Here is a 20,280-nt window from a genome sequence, read left to right as displayed (position 1 = left end):
ACGGGCCTTCCTTAATTCGAAGCGAACTGCGTTGCGGCCTCAAAGGTCGCAAGCGCGGTTTCGTAGTTGCCGACCAGCGCAGACACGCTTGGTCCGATAATGTCGAGAACGAGCGCGGGATAGACGCCCAGCAAGAGTGTCATCGCTACAAGCGGAGCAAAGATCACCCGCTCGCGCCGGCCCATGTCGGTGATGGTCTTGAGGCTTTCCTTGATCAGATCGCCAAAGACGACGCGGCGGTAGAGCCACAGCGCATAGGCCGCCGAGAGGATCACACCGGAGGTCGCAAAGACCGCAATCCACGTGTTGACCTGGAAGACACCCATCAGCGTCAGGAATTCACCCACAAAACCAGACGTGCCTGGCAGACCGACGTTGGCCATCGTGAAGAACATGAAGATCAGCGCATAGGCTGGCATCCGGTTCACCAGACCGCCATAGGCGTCGATCTCGCGAGTGTGCATCCGGTCATAGATGACGCCGACACAAAGGAAGAGCGCGCCGGAGATAAAGCCGTGGCTGATCATCTGGAAGATCGCACCGTCGATGCCTTGCTGGTTCACCGCAAAGATGCCCATGGTCACGTAACCCATGTGCGCGACCGAAGAATAGGCAATCAGCTTTTTCATGTCTTCCTGCACCAGTGCGACCAGTGACGTGTAGACAATCGCGATGGCCGACAGTGTCAGCACCAGCGGACCCATCACCTCTGAGCCGACAGGGAACATCGGCAAGCTGAACCGCAGGAAGCCGTAGCCCCCCATCTTGAGCAGGATCGCCGCCAGAACCACAGAACCGGCCGTCGGGGCCTGCACGTGCGCGTCAGGCAACCAGGTGTGGACGGGCCACATCGGCATCTTGACCGCGAAGCTGGCAAAGAACGCCAGCCACAAAAGCGTCTGCATACCGCCCACGATCTGCACACCAAGCAAGCTGAAGCTTTCGGTGCCGAACGAATGGTTCATCAGTGTCGGGATATCGGTCGTGCCTGCATCCGCAAACATCGCCACCATCGCCACCAGCATCAAGACCGAGCCGAGGAAGGTATAAAGGAAGAACTTGAAGCTCGCGTAAATACGGTTCACGCCGCCCCATATACCGATGATCAGGAACATCGGGATCAGACCTGCTTCGAAGAACAGATAGAACAGCACCAGATCAAGCGCGAGGAACACGCCCAGCATCAGCGTCTCGAGGATCAGGAAGGCGATCATGTATTCCTTGACCCGGGTTTTCACCTCCCAGCAGGAGGCGATCACCAACGGCATCAGGAACGTGGTCAGCATCACAAAAAGGATCGAAATACCATCGACGCCCATCTTGTATTGCAGACCCAAGAGCCATTCGCGCTCCTCCACCATCTGGAAGCCGGTATCGGCAGGGTTGAAGTTGCCGAGGATAAAGAGCGAGACCACGAAGGTCACAACCGTTGTGACCAGCGCCACCCATTTGGCGTTGCGCTGTGCGGCTTCGTCATCGCCGCGCAAGAAGATCGCAAGGATCAGCGCCCCGATCAGCGGCAGGAAAGTCGTCAGGGAAAGAACGTTGCCCATTAGTTTGCTCCCCCGAACAGCGTGACCCAGGTCAGCAGCACCGCAAGGCCAAGGACCATCGCGAAGGCATAGCTGAAGATGTAGCCCGACTGCGCGCGGCCCGCGAGCTTGGTAAAGAATGGAATGATGCCCATAGCGACGCCGTTGATGCCTCCGTCGATGGTATCCGTATCACCCCGCTTCCACAGGATGCGGCCAAGGGCCATGGACGGACGGACAAAGAGGAAGTCGTAGATTTCGTCAAAGTACCATTTGTTGAGCAGGAACTGGTAAAGCGGCGCTTGCTGCTCGGCCAGTTTCGCAGGCCAGTCAGGCCGACGAATATACATCTGGTAGGCCAGTCCCAATCCAAGAAGCATTGCGATGAACGGTGCGACCTTGACCCAGACTGGAACGAGGTGCGCCTCATGCAGGACGTGGTTGTCGGGATGCTTGAAGATCGCACCCTGCCCCGGCACTTCCGGCCAAGCGGCTTTGCCGTGGTCGTCACCACCATGGCCGTCGTCACCGCTCGCTGCGGCATAGGCCGGCGCGATCAGGGTGAAACCAAGGTTGGCGTGATCCTCTGCCTTCTCTTCAGAGACAATGGCACCGAAGTATTTGCCGACGCTTTCGTCGCTGCCAAAGAATGGCTTGTAGAACACCATGCCGGACAGCACCGCACCGATAGCCAGCACGTAGAGCGGTGCCAGCATGACAGTCGGGCTTTCATGGGCATGCTCATGCGTGTGCTTGTCGCCACGTGGCTTGCCGTAGAAGGTCAGGAACATCAGACGCCAGCTATAGAAGCTTGTCATCAGCGCAGCGATGACCAGCATCCAGAAGGCATAGCCGCCCATCGTGCCTGCGTAGGCGCTTTCGATGATGGCGTCTTTGGACACGAAGCCCGCGAAGCCGACAGGGAAGCCGAGATAGAGCAGCGGAATACCCACACCGGTGATCGCCAGTGTACCGATCATCATCATCCAGAAGGTCTTGGGGATCTTATGGCGCAGGCCGCCATAGTTCCGCATATCCTGCTCGTGATGCATCGCATGGATCACCGAACCGGCCCCGAGGAACAGCATCGCCTTGAAGAACGCGTGTGTCAGCAGGTGGAACATGGCGACCGAATAGACGCCCAGACCGGCAGCGACGAACATATAGCCAAGCTGCGAACAGGTCGAATAAGCAATCACGCGCTTGATGTCGTTCTGCACCAGACCCACGGTCGCGGCAAAGAACGCCGTCGTCGCACCCAGGAACACGATAAAGCTTGTCGTTGCTTCGGCGTATTCCATCAGCGGCGACATGCGGCAGACAAGGAAGACACCGGCGGTCACCATGGTCGCGGCGTGGATCAGAGCCGACACAGGTGTCGGGCCTTCCATCGCGTCGGGCAACCATGTGTGCAGGAAGAGCTGCGCCGATTTACCCATCGCACCGATGAACAGCAGGAAGGCAATCAGGTTCAGCGTGTCCCACTCGCGCCACATGAAGGTGATGGTCTGACCCTGCAGATCAGGGATCGCCGCGAAAATATCGCTGAAGTTGATGCTGTCGGTCACATAGTAGAGGGCGAAGATACCCAGCGCGAAACCGAAATCACCGACACGGTTAACCACAAAAGCCTTGATCGCCGCGGCACCGGCTGAAGGCTTACGGTAGTAAAAGCCAATCAGCAGGTAGGATGCGACACCCACGCCTTCCCAGCCGAAGAACATCTGCACAAGGTTATCAGCGGTTACCAGCATCAGCATGGCAAAGGTAAAGAACGACAGATACGCAAAGAAGCGCGGACGGTAGCTTTCGCCTTCGCGGAAGTGGTCGTCGTGGGCCATGTAGCCAAAGGAATACAGGTGCACCAGCGCTGAGACGGTCGTGATGACGATCAACATGATCGCCGTCAGACGGTCCATGCGGATCGCCCAATCCGTGCTCAACGTGCCGCTTTCGATCCAGCGCAGGATGTTGACCGTGTAAACCGCATTGTCATGCGCGGCAGGATCAAAGGTCAGGAAGATGATCCACGAAAAGAACGCCGAGACGAAAAGCAGGCCGGTCGCTGTCCACTGCGCGGCTGTTTCACCGATCAGCTTCCAACCGAAACCACAGATAATCGCGCCAACGAGCGGGGCAAAAAGGATGATCGTTTCCATGAGTTTAGCCCTTCATCACGTTGACGTCTTCAACGTCGATGGTTCCGCGGTTGCGGAAGAAACACACAAGGATCGCAAGGCCGATCGCAGCCTCTGCGGCGGCGACGGTCAGAACGAACAGGGTAAAGACCTGCCCGACCAGATCGCCGAGATAGCTTGAGAAGGCCACGAGGTTGATGTTCACCGCCAGAAGCATCAATTCGATGCTCATCAGCAGGATGATCACGTTCTTGCGGTTGAGGAACAATCCGAAGATGCCAATGACAAACAGGGCCGCCGCCACTGTGAGATAGTGTTCAAGTCCGATCATACGTTCGTTCCCTTTGGGGCTTGGCACCCCGTCTTCTTGGCTTTGCTGACCTATCCGGCCAGCGTAAATTCTGTTTTGTCGCCACGCAGCGCCGGATAAGCAGCCGCGCAAGCGCAGTTTTCTGTCGTTTCGGTCGTGATCGCGATATCGCGGGCGATGAATTCAAGGTCTGCCGCGATCCGCTCAAACGTGGCAAAGACCCGCGCGCCCGACTGGTGACGCTCCAGCACGGCGATGGCATCATCCGTGCGGTCAAAGTCGGACCGGCGACCCATGTTTGTTTCGGCGGTGCGGAACTTCAACATCTTGCCGCTTTCGCATTCGACAAGGCTGAACCCCTTTGCCGTGCCTTCCTGACTCCACCAGTCCAGCCAGATCACACGCCCCTCGCCCAGATCCATATGGCGGATTTCGCCGCCATGGCTGGGGTGCGTCACGCGCTTGCAATCAGCCAGCGTCAGGGCAACCCCTTCGGTGGCGATCAGCGTGGCGGCTGCGGATATGATGGCGAGGCGGCGCATCAGTTCTTACAGACCCTGCCCCGGCTTGACGTCTTTGAGCTCCATCGCCTTGGCTGGATCACGATACATCTGCGCCAGCACGTTCTGGCGCTTGATGTCCACACGGTGGCGCAATGTCAGAACAATCGCACCGATCATGGCGACCAGCAGGATCAGACCCGCCAGTTGGAACAGCAGGATATAGTCATCATAGATCAGCAGCCCCAAGGCACGGGTGTTGTCGACATCCGCCGATGGTGCCGCGATCCGGTCCGCAGCACCGCTGTCAAAGCCCCAGACACCAAATGCCAAGGCCAGCTGCATCAAGATCACCACGCCGATCAGCAAGGCCAACGGCAGGTATTTTGTCATCTCGGCCTTCAGTTCGGCAAAATCGACGTCCAGCATCATAACGACAAACAGGAACAGGACCGCAACTGCACCGACGTAAACAATGACAAGCAACAGCGCGACAAACTCAGCGCCCAAAGTGACAAAAAGCCCTGCAGACGACAGAAACGCAAGAATAAGCCAAAGCACCGAATGGACGGGGTTCCGGCTGACGACTGTCATCAACCCGCCAGTGATCGTGGCCACCGCGAAGAGGTAAAATATGAACGCGAAGACGGTCATGCGCTTTCGTCCTTTTCCAATACTTCATTCGCCAGTTCCATGGTCTTGGTCATGGCTGGCGCGCCGGCGAACATACCTGTCTGGGCTATCGCTTCGGCAATCTCTTGTTTGGTGGCCCCGGCCTCGACCAGATGGCGCACGGTCAGGCGGATCTGCGCCTCGGCTTGCGCGCCCAGAATGGTCAGCCCTGAAAGCGTCAGCAGCAACCGTGTTTTGGCGTCCAGCCCACCAGGGTTCATGGTGTTGCCGAACCACATTTCCATCGCCTCTTTGGACATAGTCGGCCAGAGGTTTTCAAACCCCTTTGGCGTAAAGGCATCAAGGTCGACATTCATCGCCTTGGCCCAGTCCTGGCCCATCTTCATCATGCTTTCAAAGGGGTTCTGGTCGGTCATCTGTAAGGCGCGTCCAGTTCGAGGTTACGTGCGATCTCGGTTTCCCAACGGTCGCCGTTTTCCAAGAGCTTTTCCTTGTTGTAGTAAAGCTCTTCACGGGTCTCTGTTGAAAACTCGAAGTTCGGGCCTTCGACAATCGCATCAACCGGGCAGGCTTCCTGACAGAAACCGCAGTAGATGCATTTGGTCATATCAATGTCGTAGCGCGTGGTACGGCGGCTGCCGTCATCGCGGGGTTCGGCATCAATTGTAATGGCCTGTGCCGGGCAAACAGCCTCGCAGAGTTTGCAAGCAATGCAGCGCTCTTCGCCATTTGGATAACGGCGCAGCGCGTGCTCACCACGAAAACGGGGGCTGAGTGGCCCCTTCTCGTGCGGGTAGTTCACCGTCGCTTTGGGCGAGAAGAAATACTTCATGCCCAGTTTGAAGCCGACCCAGAAATCCTGAAGCAGGAAGTATTTGGCCGCGCGGTTGTAGTCGATCTGAGTCATTGATTAACCCCCCATCGTCCAGCGGGCCCAAAAGCCGCCCATGACTTCGAATTTTGCAAGGAAAGACACGATCACCACCCATGCCAGTGACATTGGCAGGAAAACCTTCCAGCCGATCCGCATCAGCTGGTCGTAGCGGTAACGCGGTGTGATCGCCTTCACCATCGAGAAGATGAAGAAACAGCCTGCCATTTTCAGGATCATCCAGAACACGCCATCAGGCAGGAACGGCACCGGTGACAGCCAGCCGCCGAAGAACAGGAGGCTGATCAGGGCGCACATCAGCACCACGGCCATCAATTCGCCAATCATGAAAAGCAGGAACGGCGTTGAGGAATATTCCACCTGATAACCGGCAACCAGTTCCGATTCCGCTTCGGGCAGGTCGAACGGCGGACGGTTGGTTTCCGCCAGCGCCGAAATCAGGAAAAGGAACAGCATCGGGAAGTGTGCGACCCAATACCAGTTGAAAAGACCCGCGTTGCCGTCTTGTGCGGCCACGATGTCAGACAGGTTCATTGAGCCGGTCGAGATAATCACACCAATGATGATCAAACCGATAGACACTTCATAAGAAATCATCTGCGCGGCAGAGCGCAGCGAACCAAGGAACGGATACTTCGAGTTCGACGCCCAACCACCCATAATCACGCCATAAACCTCGAGTGAGCCAATGGCGAAGATGTAAAGAATGGCAACGTTGATATCCGCGAGCACCCAGCCTTCGTTAAACGGGATCACCGCCCAGGAAATGACGGCCAGCACAAAGGCAATCATCGGGGCGAGGAAGAAGACAAATTTATCCGCGCCAGCAGGAACGACGATTTCCTTGACGATGTATTTCAGAAAGTCCGCAAATGATTGCAGCAAACCAAAGGCACCAACCACGTTTGGTCCCTTGCGCATCTGCACGGCTGCCCAGACCTTGCGGTCAGCATACATCAGGAAGGCCAGCGCCAGTAGCAGCGGGATCAGAACCAACAGACACTGCCCAAGGATCAACAGGACAATGCCAAGGTTGGTTTGTGTGAAGAATTCAACCATGTGTTATTGTCCTTATTCCGCTGCCATCGGCGCGGATTTCCGCGCCTTCGCGTTCGCGCTCAGTTCGGCCATGAGGCTCGACGCACGGGCAATCGGGTTCGTCAGATAGAAATCGGTGATGGCATTGCGGAAATCCGCATCGCCCAGCTTGCCTGCGGGCAGAGGCTGCCATGCGTTTTCAGGCACATCATCCACATAAGCCAGATGCGGCACCTCTTTGACCAGCGCCTGACGCAGCTGCGCCATGCTGTCAAATGGTAAGGTCGCATCCAGTTCTGCCGAAAGGGCACGCAGGATGGCCCAGTTTTCCTTGGCCTCACCCGGCGGGAAGCTGGCACGCAGGGCCAGTTGCGGGCGACCTTCGGTGTTCACGAAAAGGCCGTTTTCTTCGGTGTAGGCTGCACTCGGCAGGATGATGTCGGCACGATGTGCACCGCGGTCACCATGGCTGCCCTGATAGATCACGAAAGCACCGGCAGCGATATCAACCTCGTCAGCACCAAGATTGTAGATCACCTCGGCGTCGTTCACGTCGGCCATCCCGTTTGGCGCAACCGCACCTACATCCAGCGCACCGACACGGCCAGCGGCAGTGTGCAGGACCATAAACTTCGACGATCCGGCCTGAGCGGTCTGCATTGCGGTGCCGAGTACAGCGGCACCGTCAGCTTCGTTCAGCGCGCCCTGCCCGACAATCATCACACCACGGACGCCGTCCTTATCGGAATGATCCATCTTCGACAGCGATTCCAGCGCGGCGCGATCGGTGCCGATGTGCATATAGTCGTAGGTCAGATCAGCAGCTTCACCGATGACAGCAACCTTGGCACCCTTCAGCCAAGCCTTGCGGATACGGGCATTGAGCACTGGTGCCTCTTCGCGCGGGTTGGTCCCGATCAGCAGGATCATCTCTGCGTCATCGATATCCTCGACCGTCGCATTGCCCACATAGGCCGAACGGTTACCCGCCGGCAGTTTCGCACCATCGGTGCGGCATTCCACAACGCCACCCTGCCCTTCGATCATTTGCTTTAGGGCAAAGGCAGCCTCAACGGGGGCAAGATCACCCACCAGACCGGCAACCTTTTTCCCCTTCATCGCGGCTGCGGCAGCGCTCAGCGCCTCGCCCCAACTGGCTTTGCGCAGCTTGCCGTTCTCGCGGATGTAAGGGGTATCCAGACGCTGGCGGCGCAGACCGTCCCAAACGAAACGCGTTTTGTCGGAAATCCATTCTTCGTTCACGCCGTCATGGTTGCGCGGCAGGAAGCGCATGACTTCGCGGCCTTTGGTGTCCACGCGGATGTTTGACCCCAGCGCGTCCATCACGTCGATGGACTCAGTCTTGGTCAGCTCCCACGGACGGGCGGTAAAGGCGTAAGGCTTGGAGACCAGCGCACCAACTGGGCAGAGATCAATGATGTTGCCTTGCATGTTGCTGTCGAGTGTTTCGCCCAAGTAGCTGGTGATCTCGGCATCCTCGCCACGACCCGTCTGGCCCATCTGGTGAATCCCGGCGACCTCTGTCGTGAAGCGCACGCAGCGGGTGCAGGAAATGCAGCGGGTCATGTGGGTTTCGACCAATGGACCAAGGTCCAGATCGTCAACGGCACGCTTGGGCTCACGGAAACGGCTGAAATCCACGCCGTAGGCCATCGCCTGATCCTGCAAGTCACATTCGCCGCCCTGATCGCAGATCGGGCAGTCGAGCGGGTGGTTGATCAGCAAGAACTCCATCACACCTTCACGGGCCTTTTTGACCATGGGCGAGTTGGTTTTCACAACAGGTGGCTGACCTTCTGGTCCGGGGCGCAGATCCTTGACCTGCATCGCACAGGAAGCGGCGGGCTTTGGCGGGCCGCCGACGACCTCGACCAGACACATCCGGCAGTTACCAGCAATCGAAAGCCGCTCGTGATAGCAGAAACGCGGGATCTCGATTCCGGCTTCCTCACAGGCCTGTATCAGGGTCATAGACCCGTCGACTTCGACCTCATTCCCATCAATGACGACTTTGCGCAGATTAGACATTGGCGTGCCTTATATGTTCCCTTTCGCGGGAACCCTCGGAAACGACGGCGCCGCGTTGGCCGCGTTCTAACGTGACACGCCCTGAGACGCTAGTCAGATTGGGAAAAAAACGACCAATTTTCGATCCATTTTCAACAGATCAACGTAGCAGCCAGCCGACACGCGTGTTCGCTTCCATCTCGGCGCGGCCAGCCGCGCAATAGGTCGCTTCTTCACCCTCAACCACGCCAAGTGCGGCCAGGCTCTCGCGCGCTATCGCTTCCAGCCGATCTTTCTCGGCGTCGTCATTGACGTAGGCATCAATTTCCGCCTCGGTATATCCGAGCGAACGTGCGTGTCTTTTCAATGAGTTAAGGAACCCGATGCCCCGAAACAGACGTGCGCTGATCTCAGGGCATTTCTCTGAAATCTCATAGGCCATGCCGACGTGGATAATGCCGTCGCGCACATGTGCAACGTCCTTAAGCGGGGTCTGCGCGCCAACAGGTGCAGCGCCAAATCCGATCAGGGCTGCGAGCAACATCATCTTTGCGTGTTTTTGCATCGGTTTTCTCCGTTGCCAGAGGGTGGCAATTCGTCTCGCCCCGACATCGGTAATCAAAGGCCGTTATACAATATCAAACCGGAAAATTGACGCCCCGTTCCGTCTAAACCGCCAAAGAAAGCGATTTGAGCCGTCGCCCGCCGAAACAATCCTCGGTGTCACCGTCGCGCTGCAAGGACTGCCAGCGTGCCATGCCTTCTGCCACCGTGGGGCGTGTGCCAGCAGGCACCCACCAACACACCAGAAATCCGCTGTCGCCGGGAACAAACCAATCCGGTGCACCGCGCATGATGCGGGCGTGTAAAGTCTTGGTGACAAAGCGATAAAGCGAACCTGCGTCTTCCCAGACCGACAAGGTGGAGGCCGTGTTGGGCCGGTCGGCAAGCGGACCGGCGGGGTCTTCCTGCGTTGCCTCCATATCGTCGTCGGACAGACGCCAGACAAACCCTGGGCTGCGTTCGGCAATCGCATTCACCTGCGCAATCGCATTTTGAAACCCCGCAATCCGCGGATCATCCCACGGATAGGCCAAGGTCCCGAAATTGAACTCTGCAAGGTGGCGCTGCATCACAGATACTTCGCCCTGAGCCAGTCCCAGCCGAAAGCCTCTGTGCTATCACCCTGCTCTTCGCGCAAGGCGAGTTTCTCAAGCGCCTCGTCAAGGGTCGGGCGATGCCCTTCCTCAATCCACCACATCACGAAATGCATCCGCACAAGACGTTCGAACCACTCGGCTTTGCGATCCATGAAACGGGCGTGAAGCGTCTCAAAGACAAAGGTCTGCAACTGCGCCGGGGTCTCCCATACGGTCAGGTTTGAAACGAACTGCGGATCACCGTCGATGCTGTTTTCGGTGTTGCCCGTGCCGGGCTCCCCCGAACCTTCCATCATCCAGACAAATCCCGGCATCCGCTTGCCAAGACCGTTGATACGATCAAGGTTTTCCATAAACTCGGCCACTTGCGGGTCGTCGGTGGGGGCCAAAAGACGCCCGATGTTCAATTCTGCCAGATGCATACCTGCCCCGTCCGGATGATCGTTACGCGGTTGCGTGACAATGGCACAAGACCATCAGGCAAAGCCACAGCACAAATGAAAAAGCCGCACCATTTGGCGCGGCCCATCATGTCTCGGTTCAGTCTGCCGACCTAGACGGGGACCAGCATCGCCGATAGGGCTGTGCCCTCCAGTGTTTCGGCATCGCCTGCGTTGCAGAGGTTGTCGGTGCGCACATTGACGTTGTGCTTCACCTCGAAACTGCGGCGGGCCACGTCTGTCTCCAGTTCGATGGCGTTGCGCAAACCCAGCGCCGATAGTGATCCGCGCCCCATCTCGTTGCGCGCATCGTTCAGGTCGGCATCCAGTGCTGAGTCATAAACATAACGGTCACAGCCCTGCGCGACACGCTGTGCCAATGTCAGCGCAGCATAATATTCCGGCACCGACATCGTGTAGAGCTGCTGCACGGCCGGATCATCAAACGACCGCGACGTCCCTGTTTCACACGCCGCCAAGCCCAAAGCCGCGACCAAAGCCAGACCCTGTTTCATCATTGCGCTGCAATCCCCGCTGCCCGTTTGCTGGCGATACGATCTTCGATTTCGTCGCGGAAGTTCTTGATCAACCCTTGGATCGGCCAAGCTGCCGCATCGCCCAATGCACAAATCGTATGACCTTCGACCTGCTTTGTCACGTCAAGCAGCATGTCGATTTCCTCCACGCTTGCGTTACCTTCAACCAAGCGCTTCATCACGCGCATCATCCAGCCGGTGCCTTCGCGGCATGGTGTGCACTGGCCGCAGCTTTCGTGCTTGTAGAATTTGGACAGACGCCAGATCGCCTTGATCATATCGGTGGAGTTATCCATCACGATGACCGCCGCTGTGCCAAGGCTGGAGCCTTTTTCCTTCAGCGCATCAAAATCCATGATTGCATCGCGCATGTTCTCGCCGCGTACACATGGCACCGATGACCCACCGGGGATCACGGCCTTGAGGTTGCTCCAACCGCCGCGAATGCCGCCGCAGTGCTTTTCAATCAGTTCCTCGAACGAGATCGACATCTCTTCTTCGACGACACATGGATTGTTCACATGGCCCGAAATCGCAAAGAGCTTTGTGCCCGCATTGTTCGGACGCCCCATAGAGGCAAACCAGTCACCGCCACGGCGCAGGATGGTCGGCACCACGGCGATCGATTCCACGTTGTTTACAGTGGTCGGGCACCCATAAAGACCAGCCCCCGCAGGGAATGGCGGCTTCATGCGCGGCATACCCTTTTTGCCTTCAAGGCTTTCGATCAGGGCGGTTTCCTCACCACAGATATAGGCACCGGCACCATGGGTCAGGTAAATGTCGAAATCCCAACCGGACCCTGCTGCATTCTTGCCGACCAGACCCGCCTCGTAGGCTTCATCAATGGCAGCTTGCAGCGCCTCTTTCTCGCGGATGTATTCGCCACGGATGTAGATGTAGCAGGCGTGCGCGTTCATCGCGAAAGAGGCGATCAGGCAGCCTTCCACCAGCGTGTGGGGGTCGTGGCGCATGATCTCGCGGTCTTTGCATGTGCCCGGCTCGGATTCGTCAGCGTTTACCACCAGATAGGCCGGACGACCGTCGCTTTCCTTGGGCATGAAGGACCATTTCAGACCCGTCGGGAACCCCGCACCTCCACGGCCACGCAGGCCAGAGGCTTTCATCTCATTGATGATCCAGTCACGGCCTTTCTTGATGATATCGGCGGTGCCATCCCAGTGGCCGCGCGCCTGCGCACCCTTGAGGGTCCGCTCGTGCATCCCGTAGAGGTTCGTGAAAATCCGGTTCTCGTCTTTGAGCATCAGTCTTGGCCCTTGTCGTGCGCGCTTGGGCGCGGTCAGTCATCTTTTTGGCGCATCCGCCACAGTCGATACGTTTGCCACAGGGCAAACCCGAAACCGGCGAGCGCTGCAAGGTCAAAAAGGGCACGAGTCCTGTTGGACCACCCATATTCCGACCCGATCAGCGTCACCAGTATCCACAAAACACCAACACCCGCCATAAGCAACGCGACCCGTTGTCCGGCTTTGGCTTGGTTGGTGTCTCCGTGTTTTTGCGCCATAGACCTCGCGACGTCTTAGTAGACGTCACCATCCTCCACCTTCTTGGAGAACGCAGTCTCGCCGCCTCCGGCCAGAACTTTGGCCTGATCAATCCAGTTGTCACGGGAGACGCGGCCTTTGAAGCCTTCAAGATTGTCATCCATCCAGGCAACCTCTGCCGGACCCCATGATGCAATCTGGTCGAAATGGTAGACGCCCATCCCGTGCAATGTGTTTTCAAGCTTCGGCCCGACGCCCTTGATCTGCTTGAGATCATCAGGCCCGCCCTCGCGCGCCTCTGACATGAATTCGGGCTTTTCGGCAGCCGCCGTCACAGGGGCAGCGGGTGCAGGTGTGGCAACCGCTGGCGCAGGCTCAGCCGCTGCGGGCTCAGGAACAGCCACAGGGTCAGGAACGGATGTCGGTGCAGGCGCGACCTCGCGTGTCGCAACACCTTGCGGGCCCGGCGCAGGCTCACGCCAGCCCAAAGCCAGAACAATAGCTGCCACCAGACCGACACCACCGCCAATGCAGGCTGCAGCAAAAAATGAAAAATCGTAGAGAACAAAGGCAACGCCAGTCGCGATAATGGCGAACAACGCCGCAACTGCGATAATGCCTTCACTGATTGGTGCAGTATCTTTCATGTGAAATTTCTCCCTCAGGTGGCGGCCGGAACGGCCTTATGAACAAAACGCCAAAGGACCTGCGTCAAATCGACCCAGGTCCGCGCCTGTTCCACCTCTAACCGAGTTTCGGCCTTTGGGTAAAGAAATTCCGTGTTCAGATACATGCTCTCGATACACGTCAAAGGTGACACTGCCCAAAGATCGGGCGGTTATTTTGCTTTGGCCAACTCCTGCGCCTGCTCAATCCAGCCATCACGCGCGATGCGGCCCTTGAACTTCAGACGGCTATCGACCCAGGCAATTTCTTCCTCGGTCCAGGCTGCAATCTGGTCGTAGTGGTAGAAACCAAGCTCGTTCAGCACGCCTTCCAGTTTCGGCCCGACACCGCTGATCTTCTTGAGATCATCTGCACCGCCATCGCGCGGCCCTGACAGAAGCTCAGGCTCTTTCTCGATAGTGGTTTCGGGGTTCGACTTGCCGACAGGCTTCGCCGCAGATTCAGCCACGGCCTGCTGCTTGGTGATGCCTGTTTCATCAACGGGCTTATTCTTGGCAGGTTTGGGTTCTTCGACCTTATCGGCATCCGCGGTGACAGGTTTCACCCAAGGTGTCAGCAAAGGCACCTCGGTGCCATCAATCCGCTTTACGGTGTCACCGATGTCCGTGGCAAGCTGCACGCTGGCGTTATACTTGGTCTTGCCGCTGTCATATTCCTTCAACGAGGTCAGACCTTTAAGCGGCTCAGCCGCATAGCGGCCATTCTGTGGCCCCGGCACGGGCACCTGCCCTGCTGCCAATTCATCAATGATCTCGGCAAAACGCTCGGCTGTCAGATCTTCATAGTAATCCTTGCCGATCTGGACCATCGGCGCGTTGGCGCATGAGCCCAGGCATTCGACCTCTTCCCAAGAGAACTTGCCATCAGCCGAAAGCGTGTGCGGCTCTGACGCGATCTTTTCCTTGCAAACACCGATCAGGTCTTCTGCGCCGCAGATCATGCATGAAAGCGTGCCGCAAACCTGCACATGCGCAATCGAGCCGACAGGCTGCAACTGGAACATGAAATAGAACGAAGCCACCTCGAAGGCGCGGATGAATGCCATATCGAGCATGTTTGCGACATACTCGATCGCCGGGCGGCTCAGCCAACCCTCTTGCTCTTGGGCGCGCCACAACAGCGGAATGATCGCCGATGCCTGACGGCCTTCGGGAAACTTCTTGATCTGTGCTTCGGCCCACTTGAGGTTGTCAGGTGTGAAAGCAAACGTGTCAGGCTGTTCGTGATAAAGGCGGCGTAGCATTGTGTCGTTCCGGTTCCCTTTTCGGTGGCGTTCCGGGCCACCTGGCTTTCAGCAGGCTGTCACCCGCTCAGTTCTGCGCACCCGATACCACAAGAGCGGTCTCGGGCAAGTCTAATGTCATGCGGTGCAACCGTCCGAGATTACCCGGAAAGACTGACCGTCTGCAGCGATTTCGCCGCGTCCTTCGTTCTTCAGCTCGGTCATGATCCGCGCCAAATCCTCAACCGTCAGCGTTGCTCCTGCGAGGATCGTGGCAGAGTTCGTCTCATCAACGACGCAGCCATTGGCAACCGCTGCGCTGACAAACCGTTCTTTTGCCGACTGTGGCGCAACCGGCACCTCTGGCACCTCGACGGCTGCAGGCGCGGCTTCCATGCCATTGCGAAAATCAGGGATTTCCAGCGAACAGGCCGAAAGGGCCACGAATGACAAGGGGATCAGGGCGTAACGCATGTCAGTCTCTCCATTTGTTCAACGCGGCCCCTTGAGGAACCGGCTTAATTTGCAAGCTCCGTCTCAGCGATCGCAAAGACGTTGTTCAATCCGTAAATCAGCACCGTGACCGAAAAGGCGATGCCGATCACGCCACCAAAGACAATCCCCGACATCCGCCGCCGAAACATCCGGCTGACCGCCGCTGACAGGAAAAAGCCGCAGGCGATCAACAGGCCAAGCAGGATATCCCCGACGGTCAACGGTCGATCTCTCCGAACACCACATCCATGGTGCCGATAATCGCACTGACGTCAGCCAACTGGTGACCCTTGCAGATGTAATCCATCGACTGCAGGTGAAGATAGCCCGGTGCGCGCAGCTTGGCACGATATGGCTTATTGGTTCCGTCAGCCACCAGATAGACACCGAATTCACCCTTTGGCGCCTCGACGGCCGCGTAGACTTCGCCTTCTGGCACGTGGAACCCTTCGGTATAGAGTTTGAAGTGGTGGATCAGCGCCTCCATCGAGGTCTTCATCTCACCGCGAGTCGGCGGGGTCATTTTGCCACGGGCCATCACATCACCCTTTTCGTGGCGCAGCTTTTCGCAGGCCTGACGGATGATGTGGGTCGACTGGCGCATCTCTTCCATGCGGCAGAGGTAGCGGTCATAACAGTCACCGTTCTTGCCGACAGGGATCTGGAACTCGAACTCGTCGTAGCACTCATAAGGCTGTGCACGGCGCAAATCCCACGCCAGGCCAGAGCCACGGACCATCACGCCCGAATAGCCCCACTCCTGAATGTCCTCTTCTGTGACAATACCGATATCGGCGTTGCGCTGCTTGAAGATCCGGTTCTCAGTCAACAGACCGTCGATGTCGTCCAGCACCTTCGGGAATTCCACGGCCCAGGCGTCGATATCCTCAATCAGCTCGTCAGGCAGGTCCTGATGGACACCGCCGGGGCGGAAATAGGCTGCGTGCAGGCGCGCACCACAGGCGCGCTCGTAAAACACCATCAGCTTCTCGCGCTCTTCAAAGCCCCAAAGCGGCGGCGTCAGCGCACCCACGTCCATCGCCTGAGTGGTCACGTTCAGCAGGTGGTTCAATACACGGCCAATCTCGGAATAAAGCACCCGGATCAGGCTTGCGCGACGTGGCACTTCGGTGCCAGTCAGCTTTTCAATGGCCAGACACCAGGCGTGTTCCTGGTTCATTGGGGCCACATAATCCAGCCGGTCGAAATACGGCAGGTTTTGCAGATAGGTCCGGCTTTCCATCAGCTTTTCCGTGCCACGGTGCAGCAAGCCAATGTGGGGATCGCAGCGCTCTACGATCTCGCCGTCAAGTTCCAGCACCAGACGCAACACACCGTGGGCCGCAGGGTGCTGGGGACCAAAGTTGATGTTGAAGTTCCGGATCTGCTGTTCATCCGTTGCGGCATCGGTCGAGCCGTCGTCATATGTATTTACACGGATATCGCCGTCCATCATGGCTTAAACCCTCGCTAGATTGTCTTGCCACCGCTGTGGCAGGGGCCCGACGTTGCGGGCCACCCATTCATAATGTTCATTCAAAAGGCCCAGTGCGCGCGGACGCAGCTTGTCCAGCATCACCACTTCCGGGCCCTCATGGACCGGTTTTGCGACCTGGGCCTTGACGGGCGTAATGCCCAGAAATGCACAGACGCGGGCCAACCCCGTTTCGGTGAACAAATCCTCGAAAAACTGGATCAACAACCGCCCTTCAGGGATCACACGGCGCAGCTTGCGGATGATCTTAGGGTAATCGCCACGCTCAAGGATGTGAGTCTCCTGCCCGCGGTTCAGAATCCGGTAAAGGATATTGTTCGACTTCTTCTCGTATTTCTCGTGGTCCTGACGCTGGCGGCGTGCCTGCATCCGGATATGGGACCACAGCCGGTCCAGCGGATCACGGATCAAGAACACGAACTTCGCGCCCGGTGCGGCATCACGCATCCGCGCGAGTGTCTCGTCGTCCAGCGTGGCATAGTTGGGAGTCATGTCTGCCACCACAGCAGCCGTTCCGCGCCCGTCCTGCATCCAAGCAAGATAGCCCGCATCACCCGTCCGATCCTCTTCAAGGACAGCGACAAGCGCCTTCATCTCATTGATCCGGCGGTCAAGATTATCGACCTGCCAGCCACGGCCCAGCGCTGCTGCATCGCGCTTTTGCGCCCGCATCTCGCGCAGGCGCACCCGGAAGGCGGTCAGCTGTTTCTCACGCCCGTCCGCGGCGAATGTGTCCCAGTAATGCGCTTCTTTCACCGCAGGCATCCCGCAATCGGGATGATCGTGGAGGTAGCGATAAAGCCAGGTCGTCCCCGCCTTGGTCGCACCCACCCCGAAAAGAAGCGTCGGCGCGGCCATCAGCCGGCCTTCTCTTCTTTCTTTTCATCACCAGGCAGGATGTATTCGGCACCCTCCCATGGCGACATAAAGTCGAACTGGCGGTATTCCTGCACCAGCTTCACCGGTTCATAGACAACGCGTTTTTGCACCTCGTCATAGCGCACCTCGGTATAGCCCGTTGTCGGGAAATCCTTGCGCAGCGGGAAGCCACGGAAACCATAGTCAGTCAGGATGCGACGCAGATCAGGGTGACCGGTGAACAGAATGCCAAACATATCGAAGACTTCACGCTCGAACCAGTTGGCCGAAGGGTGCACCGACATGATCGACGGCACCATATCTTCTTCACGGATCTGGACACGCAGGCGGATGCGCTGGTTCTGATACATCGACAAGAAATGGTAGACCACGTCAAACCGCTTCGCACGGCTGGGGTAGTCAACGGCAGTGATGTCGATCAGCGATGAAAACTTGCAGGTCGCATCGGTTTTCAGAAACTCGACAAAGCTGACCAGAGAGGACGGCGCGACGTTGACCGTCAGCTCGTCATTGGCAACATCCCATGACAGCACGCAGTCGGTGCGCTTCAGCTCCAGATGGGTGCCGAGTTCTTGCAGGGCTTCAGTCATAACAAAATCCTCTGGCGCTTAGCGCACGATCGTTCCGGTCCGGCGCATCTTGCGCTGCAATTGCAGGATGCCGTAAAGCAGCGCCTCTGCGGTTGGCGGACAGCCGGGGACATAGACATCGACTGGCACGATACGGTCACACCCGCGCACCACCGAATAGCTGTAGTGATAATAACCGCCACCGTTAGCACATGACCCCATCGAGATCACATAGCGCGGCTCCGGCATCTGGTCGTAAACCTTGCGCAGCGCAGGGGCCATCTTGTTGGTCAAAGTGCCCGCAACGATCATCAGGTCTGACTGGCGGGGGGAGGCACGCGGCGCTGTGCCAAATCGCTCAAGGTCGTAACGCGGCATCGAGGTGTGCATCATCTCGACCGCACAGCAGGCCAGACCGAATGTCATCCAGTGCAGGCTGCCTGTCCGCGCCCAGTTGATGATGTCAGCGGTCGAAGTGACAAGGAAACCCTTGTCCTGCAGTTCCGAATTGATCAGCTGCGCGCCATGTTCTTTGTCGGCGCCGACAGATGTGCCTGTCATCACTCCCATTCCAGCGCTCCTTTCTTCCACTCATAGGCAAAGCCGATGGTGAGGACCCCGAGGAAAACCATCATCGACCAGAAACCGACCATGCTCACTTCCTGGAAGGCCACCGCCCAAGGGAAGAGAAAGGCCACTTCGAGGTCAAAGATGATGAAAAGGATCGCAACGAGGTAGAAGCGCACATCGAATTTCATCCGCGCGTCGTCGAAGGCGTTGAACCCGCATTCGTAGGCAGAGACCTTTTCAGGGTCGGGGTTGCGGACGGCGACGATAGCTGCTGCCAGGATCAGGATCAGGCCCAGAGCAATCGCAAGGCCCAGGAAAATCAAGATCGGCAGGTATTCTGCAAGCATTTCCTGCAAGGGGTGTTCCTTTCGGCTCAGCGCGCACAAAGGCACGCCGGTGTTGGCTGCCCGCTGAATAGCCTTGCACCTGCCAAGGGTCAACCAAGCGCGGTGTCGCAGATGTTCAAATTTCCGAAAAACGACAGATGCTGCGGCGCGTTCAAGCCAGACCAGCCATTTATAGCCTCCGCTCAGGTGTCCGTCCCAATGTCACCATAAGCCCGCTGCACCCTGCCCATACCACCACGCAACGACAGTTTTGCAAGCATTTGCCGCATCGGCGACAGCCATCACCCATCCATCCGACAGGCCCCAACGGCCATTCAAGGCCGCATGACATGGCAGGTAAGAATGAGACAGAAGGTTGCGGAAAGGCGCGGGCTGCGCGTCTAGTCGATCATTGGCGCGCGCGGCGACAAGAGCGCCCCCGCCACCGATGTGAGCGAGATGTGATGTGACAACCCGTTTGCCCGCCCTTCGCGACCGGCCATCAGATCGGTCATTTCGGTCAGGGTGTCGGCCTGCTGATCGGTCAGCCAGAAAAGCAGATACATGCCCAGCGTAAAGTCACCCGGCATATCGCGCACCTCAACCGAGGCACCGCCTGCCACAGGGGTCACTCTCAAAGAGGTCACAGTCACAGCACCAGAGCGGCTGATCAGCATGACGTCATGCTGGTCGGAATTTGACTCAAGCACTTTGGCATCGACACGGATGCATTCAGGCGTGCCATCATGGCCCATGGTCGCCACGGCCACATCAAAGAAGCCGTTGTCGTCAACCTCACCTGCCAGCAGGCGTCCGCGGCGCGAATTGGGCGCAAGCGAGAGTTGCTGCAGCGCGAACTTTGCACTGCACTCAACAGTCTGACTGGCCACCATCACACGCTTGACCGTTGGACCGGCATAAATGATCCCGCCAAGCAGGATCTGGCACAGGATCATCACGACACCGCAAAGGGCAACCGCAAAGGCCACCAGCAAAAGAAGCGCGCCCGATTGTTGCTCGACCGGTGCCCAGACAGCAAGTGCCTTGATCAACGGCATGATGACGACAAGCCCCGTTGCGGCAAATGCCAGTGCGAGGGTTTCAAGCGTCACATTGGGGAAGATCACCACATGTGCCACCAGCAAAAGCGCAAGCCCGCAGGCCGCGATGCTGGCATGGGCCGCAGACAGGACATCCGGATAGGCCCATGACACTGACAGCAGCCCGATCAGCGGGATCATCATTGCCACCGCAAGCAAGCGGCGCAACCGCATCACGCGATAGGTCATCTGGTCAAATGAGGGCCATTGAATATGCATCTTGAA

Annotated in this window: 25 protein-coding genes; all 25 read right to left on the bottom strand. The window is 57.9% G+C overall.

What is annotated here, in order from left to right; translation table 11 throughout:
- Window positions 1-11 precede the first annotated feature (11 nt).
- Window positions 12-1,553 (bottom strand): NADH-quinone oxidoreductase subunit M, encoded by a 1,542-nt coding sequence (locus tag BM316_RS04375; RefSeq protein WP_090204448.1) that lies wholly within the window; start codon window positions 1,551-1,553, stop codon window positions 12-14.
- The gene (gene nuoL / locus BM316_RS04370) at window positions 1,553-3,691 is read right to left on the bottom strand and encodes an NADH-quinone oxidoreductase subunit L (protein ID WP_090204445.1); all 2,139 of its coding nucleotides are present in this window, start codon (window positions 3,689-3,691) and stop codon (window positions 1,553-1,555) included. Before nuoL ends, BM316_RS04375 begins: the two co-directional genes overlap by 1 nt.
- 4 nt (window positions 3,692-3,695) lie before the next feature.
- A complete protein-coding gene (nuoK, locus tag BM316_RS04365; protein ID WP_008235370.1) occupies window positions 3,696-4,001 on the bottom strand; it encodes an NADH-quinone oxidoreductase subunit NuoK in 306 nt (101 codons plus the stop codon).
- A 50-nt stretch (window positions 4,002-4,051) separates the two neighbouring features.
- Window positions 4,052-4,522: a hypothetical protein gene (locus tag BM316_RS04360; protein ID WP_090204442.1), complete on the bottom strand. Its 471-nt coding sequence runs from the start codon at window positions 4,520-4,522 to the stop codon at window positions 4,052-4,054.
- 6 nt (window positions 4,523-4,528) lie between these two features.
- Complete coding sequence (locus tag BM316_RS04355; protein WP_090204440.1) at window positions 4,529-5,134, bottom strand: NADH-quinone oxidoreductase subunit J; 606 nt, start codon at window positions 5,132-5,134, stop codon at window positions 4,529-4,531.
- Window positions 5,131-5,529, bottom strand: a complete 399-nt coding sequence (locus BM316_RS04350; protein WP_090204437.1) for a carboxymuconolactone decarboxylase family protein — start codon at window positions 5,527-5,529, stop codon at window positions 5,131-5,133. The genes BM316_RS04355 and BM316_RS04350 overlap by 4 nt, the downstream gene beginning before the upstream one ends.
- Window positions 5,526-6,020, bottom strand: coding sequence for an NADH-quinone oxidoreductase subunit NuoI (gene nuoI, locus BM316_RS04345; RefSeq protein WP_090204434.1), 495 nt, complete (start codon window positions 6,018-6,020; stop codon window positions 5,526-5,528). The genes BM316_RS04350 and nuoI overlap by 4 nt, the downstream gene beginning before the upstream one ends.
- A gap of 3 nt (window positions 6,021-6,023) precedes the next feature.
- Complete coding sequence (gene nuoH, locus BM316_RS04340; RefSeq protein ID WP_090204432.1) at window positions 6,024-7,064, bottom strand: NADH-quinone oxidoreductase subunit NuoH; 1,041 nt, start codon at window positions 7,062-7,064, stop codon at window positions 6,024-6,026.
- 12 nt (window positions 7,065-7,076) lie between these two features.
- Complete coding sequence (nuoG, locus tag BM316_RS04335) at window positions 7,077-9,092, bottom strand: NADH-quinone oxidoreductase subunit NuoG (protein WP_090204430.1); 2,016 nt, start codon at window positions 9,090-9,092, stop codon at window positions 7,077-7,079.
- A 139-nt stretch (window positions 9,093-9,231) separates the two neighbouring features.
- A complete protein-coding gene (locus BM316_RS04330) occupies window positions 9,232-9,636 on the bottom strand; it encodes a DUF5333 domain-containing protein (RefSeq protein WP_090204427.1) in 405 nt (134 codons plus the stop codon).
- Between the two features lie 103 nt (window positions 9,637-9,739).
- Entirely contained in the window at window positions 9,740-10,204 is a 465-nt protein-coding gene (locus BM316_RS04325; protein WP_090204423.1) for a DUF3291 domain-containing protein, read from the bottom strand.
- Entirely contained in the window at window positions 10,204-10,653 is a 450-nt protein-coding gene (locus BM316_RS04320) for a DUF3291 domain-containing protein (protein WP_090204421.1), read from the bottom strand. Before BM316_RS04320 ends, BM316_RS04325 begins: the two co-directional genes overlap by 1 nt.
- A 131-nt stretch (window positions 10,654-10,784) precedes the next feature.
- Window positions 10,785-11,189 carry a hypothetical protein gene (locus tag BM316_RS04315; protein WP_090204419.1) on the bottom strand — a complete coding sequence of 135 codons (405 nt, stop codon included), beginning with the start codon at window positions 11,187-11,189 and terminating at the stop codon, window positions 10,785-10,787.
- On the bottom strand, window positions 11,186-12,472 hold the full coding sequence (gene nuoF / locus BM316_RS04310) for an NADH-quinone oxidoreductase subunit NuoF (RefSeq protein WP_090204416.1): 1,287 nt from the start codon (window positions 12,470-12,472) through the stop codon (window positions 11,186-11,188). Before nuoF ends, BM316_RS04315 begins: the two co-directional genes overlap by 4 nt.
- 35 nt (window positions 12,473-12,507) lie before the next feature.
- Complete coding sequence (locus BM316_RS04305; RefSeq protein ID WP_090204413.1) at window positions 12,508-12,732, bottom strand: DUF5337 domain-containing protein; 225 nt, start codon at window positions 12,730-12,732, stop codon at window positions 12,508-12,510.
- Between the two features lie 15 nt (window positions 12,733-12,747).
- Window positions 12,748-13,359, bottom strand: coding sequence for a helix-hairpin-helix domain-containing protein (locus BM316_RS04300; protein ID WP_090204408.1), 612 nt, complete (start codon window positions 13,357-13,359; stop codon window positions 12,748-12,750).
- Between the two features lie 191 nt (window positions 13,360-13,550).
- A complete protein-coding gene (locus tag BM316_RS04295; protein ID WP_090204405.1) occupies window positions 13,551-14,642 on the bottom strand; it encodes an NADH-quinone oxidoreductase subunit E in 1,092 nt (363 codons plus the stop codon).
- A gap of 117 nt (window positions 14,643-14,759) precedes the next feature.
- Window positions 14,760-15,095 (bottom strand): hypothetical protein, encoded by a 336-nt coding sequence (locus BM316_RS04290; protein ID WP_090204402.1) that lies wholly within the window; start codon window positions 15,093-15,095, stop codon window positions 14,760-14,762.
- Window positions 15,096-15,139: 44 nt separating this feature from the next.
- A complete protein-coding gene (locus tag BM316_RS04285; protein ID WP_090204399.1) occupies window positions 15,140-15,337 on the bottom strand; it encodes a hypothetical protein in 198 nt (65 codons plus the stop codon).
- Window positions 15,334-16,572: an NADH-quinone oxidoreductase subunit D gene (locus tag BM316_RS04280; protein WP_090204396.1), complete on the bottom strand. Its 1,239-nt coding sequence runs from the start codon at window positions 16,570-16,572 to the stop codon at window positions 15,334-15,336. Before BM316_RS04280 ends, BM316_RS04285 begins: the two co-directional genes overlap by 4 nt.
- Before the next feature lie 3 nt (window positions 16,573-16,575).
- Complete coding sequence (locus BM316_RS04275) at window positions 16,576-17,469, bottom strand: sulfotransferase (protein WP_090204393.1); 894 nt, start codon at window positions 17,467-17,469, stop codon at window positions 16,576-16,578.
- The gene (locus BM316_RS04270; protein ID WP_090204390.1) at window positions 17,469-18,080 is read right to left on the bottom strand and encodes an NADH-quinone oxidoreductase subunit C; all 612 of its coding nucleotides are present in this window, start codon (window positions 18,078-18,080) and stop codon (window positions 17,469-17,471) included. Before BM316_RS04270 ends, BM316_RS04275 begins: the two co-directional genes overlap by 1 nt.
- An 18-nt stretch (window positions 18,081-18,098) precedes the next feature.
- Window positions 18,099-18,629 (bottom strand): NuoB/complex I 20 kDa subunit family protein, encoded by a 531-nt coding sequence (locus BM316_RS04265; protein ID WP_207493619.1) that lies wholly within the window; start codon window positions 18,627-18,629, stop codon window positions 18,099-18,101.
- A complete protein-coding gene (locus tag BM316_RS04260) occupies window positions 18,620-18,985 on the bottom strand; it encodes an NADH-quinone oxidoreductase subunit A (RefSeq protein WP_090204388.1) in 366 nt (121 codons plus the stop codon). Before BM316_RS04260 ends, BM316_RS04265 begins: the two co-directional genes overlap by 10 nt.
- A gap of 371 nt (window positions 18,986-19,356) precedes the next feature.
- A complete protein-coding gene (locus BM316_RS04255) occupies window positions 19,357-20,274 on the bottom strand; it encodes a hypothetical protein (protein ID WP_090207516.1) in 918 nt (305 codons plus the stop codon).
- Between the last annotated feature and the right edge of the window lie 6 nt (window positions 20,275-20,280).

Origin of the sequence: Yoonia litorea (assembly GCF_900114675.1) — a bacterium.
GTDB lineage: Bacteria > Pseudomonadota > Alphaproteobacteria > Rhodobacterales > Rhodobacteraceae > Yoonia > Yoonia litorea.
Note: the sequence above shows the minus strand (reverse complement) of the source record. Positions and strands in the feature narration are given on the sequence as shown.

What these genes read in the sequence shown, in the direction of transcription:
- BM316_RS04375 (WP_090204448.1), bottom strand. Translation starts at nt 1,553, where the DNA reads ATGGGCAACGTTCTTTCCCTGACGACTTTCCTGCCGCTGATCGGGGCG.
- nuoL (WP_090204445.1), bottom strand. Translation starts at nt 3,691, where the DNA reads ATGGAAACGATCATCCTTTTTGCCCCGCTCGTTGGCGCGATTATCTGT.
- nuoK (WP_008235370.1), bottom strand. Translation starts at nt 4,001, where the DNA reads ATGATCGGACTTGAACACTATCTCACAGTGGCGGCGGCCCTGTTTGTC.
- BM316_RS04360 (WP_090204442.1), bottom strand. Translation starts at nt 4,522, where the DNA reads ATGCGCCGCCTCGCCATCATATCCGCAGCCGCCACGCTGATCGCCACC.
- BM316_RS04355 (WP_090204440.1), bottom strand. Translation starts at nt 5,134, where the DNA reads ATGACCGTCTTCGCGTTCATATTTTACCTCTTCGCGGTGGCCACGATC.
- BM316_RS04350 (WP_090204437.1), bottom strand. Translation starts at nt 5,529, where the DNA reads ATGACCGACCAGAACCCCTTTGAAAGCATGATGAAGATGGGCCAGGAC.
- nuoI (WP_090204434.1), bottom strand. Translation starts at nt 6,020, where the DNA reads ATGACTCAGATCGACTACAACCGCGCGGCCAAATACTTCCTGCTTCAG.
- nuoH (WP_090204432.1), bottom strand. Translation starts at nt 7,064, where the DNA reads ATGGTTGAATTCTTCACACAAACCAACCTTGGCATTGTCCTGTTGATC.
- nuoG (WP_090204430.1), bottom strand. Translation starts at nt 9,092, where the DNA reads ATGTCTAATCTGCGCAAAGTCGTCATTGATGGGAATGAGGTCGAAGTC.
- BM316_RS04330 (WP_090204427.1), bottom strand. Translation starts at nt 9,636, where the DNA reads ATGCAAAAACACGCAAAGATGATGTTGCTCGCAGCCCTGATCGGATTT.
- BM316_RS04325 (WP_090204423.1), bottom strand. Translation starts at nt 10,204, where the DNA reads ATGCAGCGCCACCTTGCAGAGTTCAATTTCGGGACCTTGGCCTATCCG.
- BM316_RS04320 (WP_090204421.1), bottom strand. Translation starts at nt 10,653, where the DNA reads ATGCATCTGGCAGAATTGAACATCGGGCGTCTTTTGGCCCCCACCGAC.
- BM316_RS04315 (WP_090204419.1), bottom strand. Translation starts at nt 11,189, where the DNA reads ATGATGAAACAGGGTCTGGCTTTGGTCGCGGCTTTGGGCTTGGCGGCG.
- nuoF (WP_090204416.1), bottom strand. Translation starts at nt 12,472, where the DNA reads ATGCTCAAAGACGAGAACCGGATTTTCACGAACCTCTACGGGATGCAC.
- BM316_RS04305 (WP_090204413.1), bottom strand. Translation starts at nt 12,732, where the DNA reads ATGGCGCAAAAACACGGAGACACCAACCAAGCCAAAGCCGGACAACGG.
- BM316_RS04300 (WP_090204408.1), bottom strand. Translation starts at nt 13,359, where the DNA reads ATGAAAGATACTGCACCAATCAGTGAAGGCATTATCGCAGTTGCGGCG.
- BM316_RS04295 (WP_090204405.1), bottom strand. Translation starts at nt 14,642, where the DNA reads ATGCTACGCCGCCTTTATCACGAACAGCCTGACACGTTTGCTTTCACA.
- BM316_RS04290 (WP_090204402.1), bottom strand. Translation starts at nt 15,095, where the DNA reads ATGCGTTACGCCCTGATCCCCTTGTCATTCGTGGCCCTTTCGGCCTGT.
- BM316_RS04280 (WP_090204396.1), bottom strand. Translation starts at nt 16,572, where the DNA reads ATGATGGACGGCGATATCCGTGTAAATACATATGACGACGGCTCGACC.
- BM316_RS04275 (WP_090204393.1), bottom strand. Translation starts at nt 17,469, where the DNA reads ATGGCCGCGCCGACGCTTCTTTTCGGGGTGGGTGCGACCAAGGCGGGG.
- BM316_RS04270 (WP_090204390.1), bottom strand. Translation starts at nt 18,080, where the DNA reads ATGACTGAAGCCCTGCAAGAACTCGGCACCCATCTGGAGCTGAAGCGC.
- BM316_RS04265 (WP_207493619.1), bottom strand. Translation starts at nt 18,629, where the DNA reads ATGGGAGTGATGACAGGCACATCTGTCGGCGCCGACAAAGAACATGGC.
- BM316_RS04255 (WP_090207516.1), bottom strand. Translation starts at nt 20,274, where the DNA reads ATGCATATTCAATGGCCCTCATTTGACCAGATGACCTATCGCGTGATG.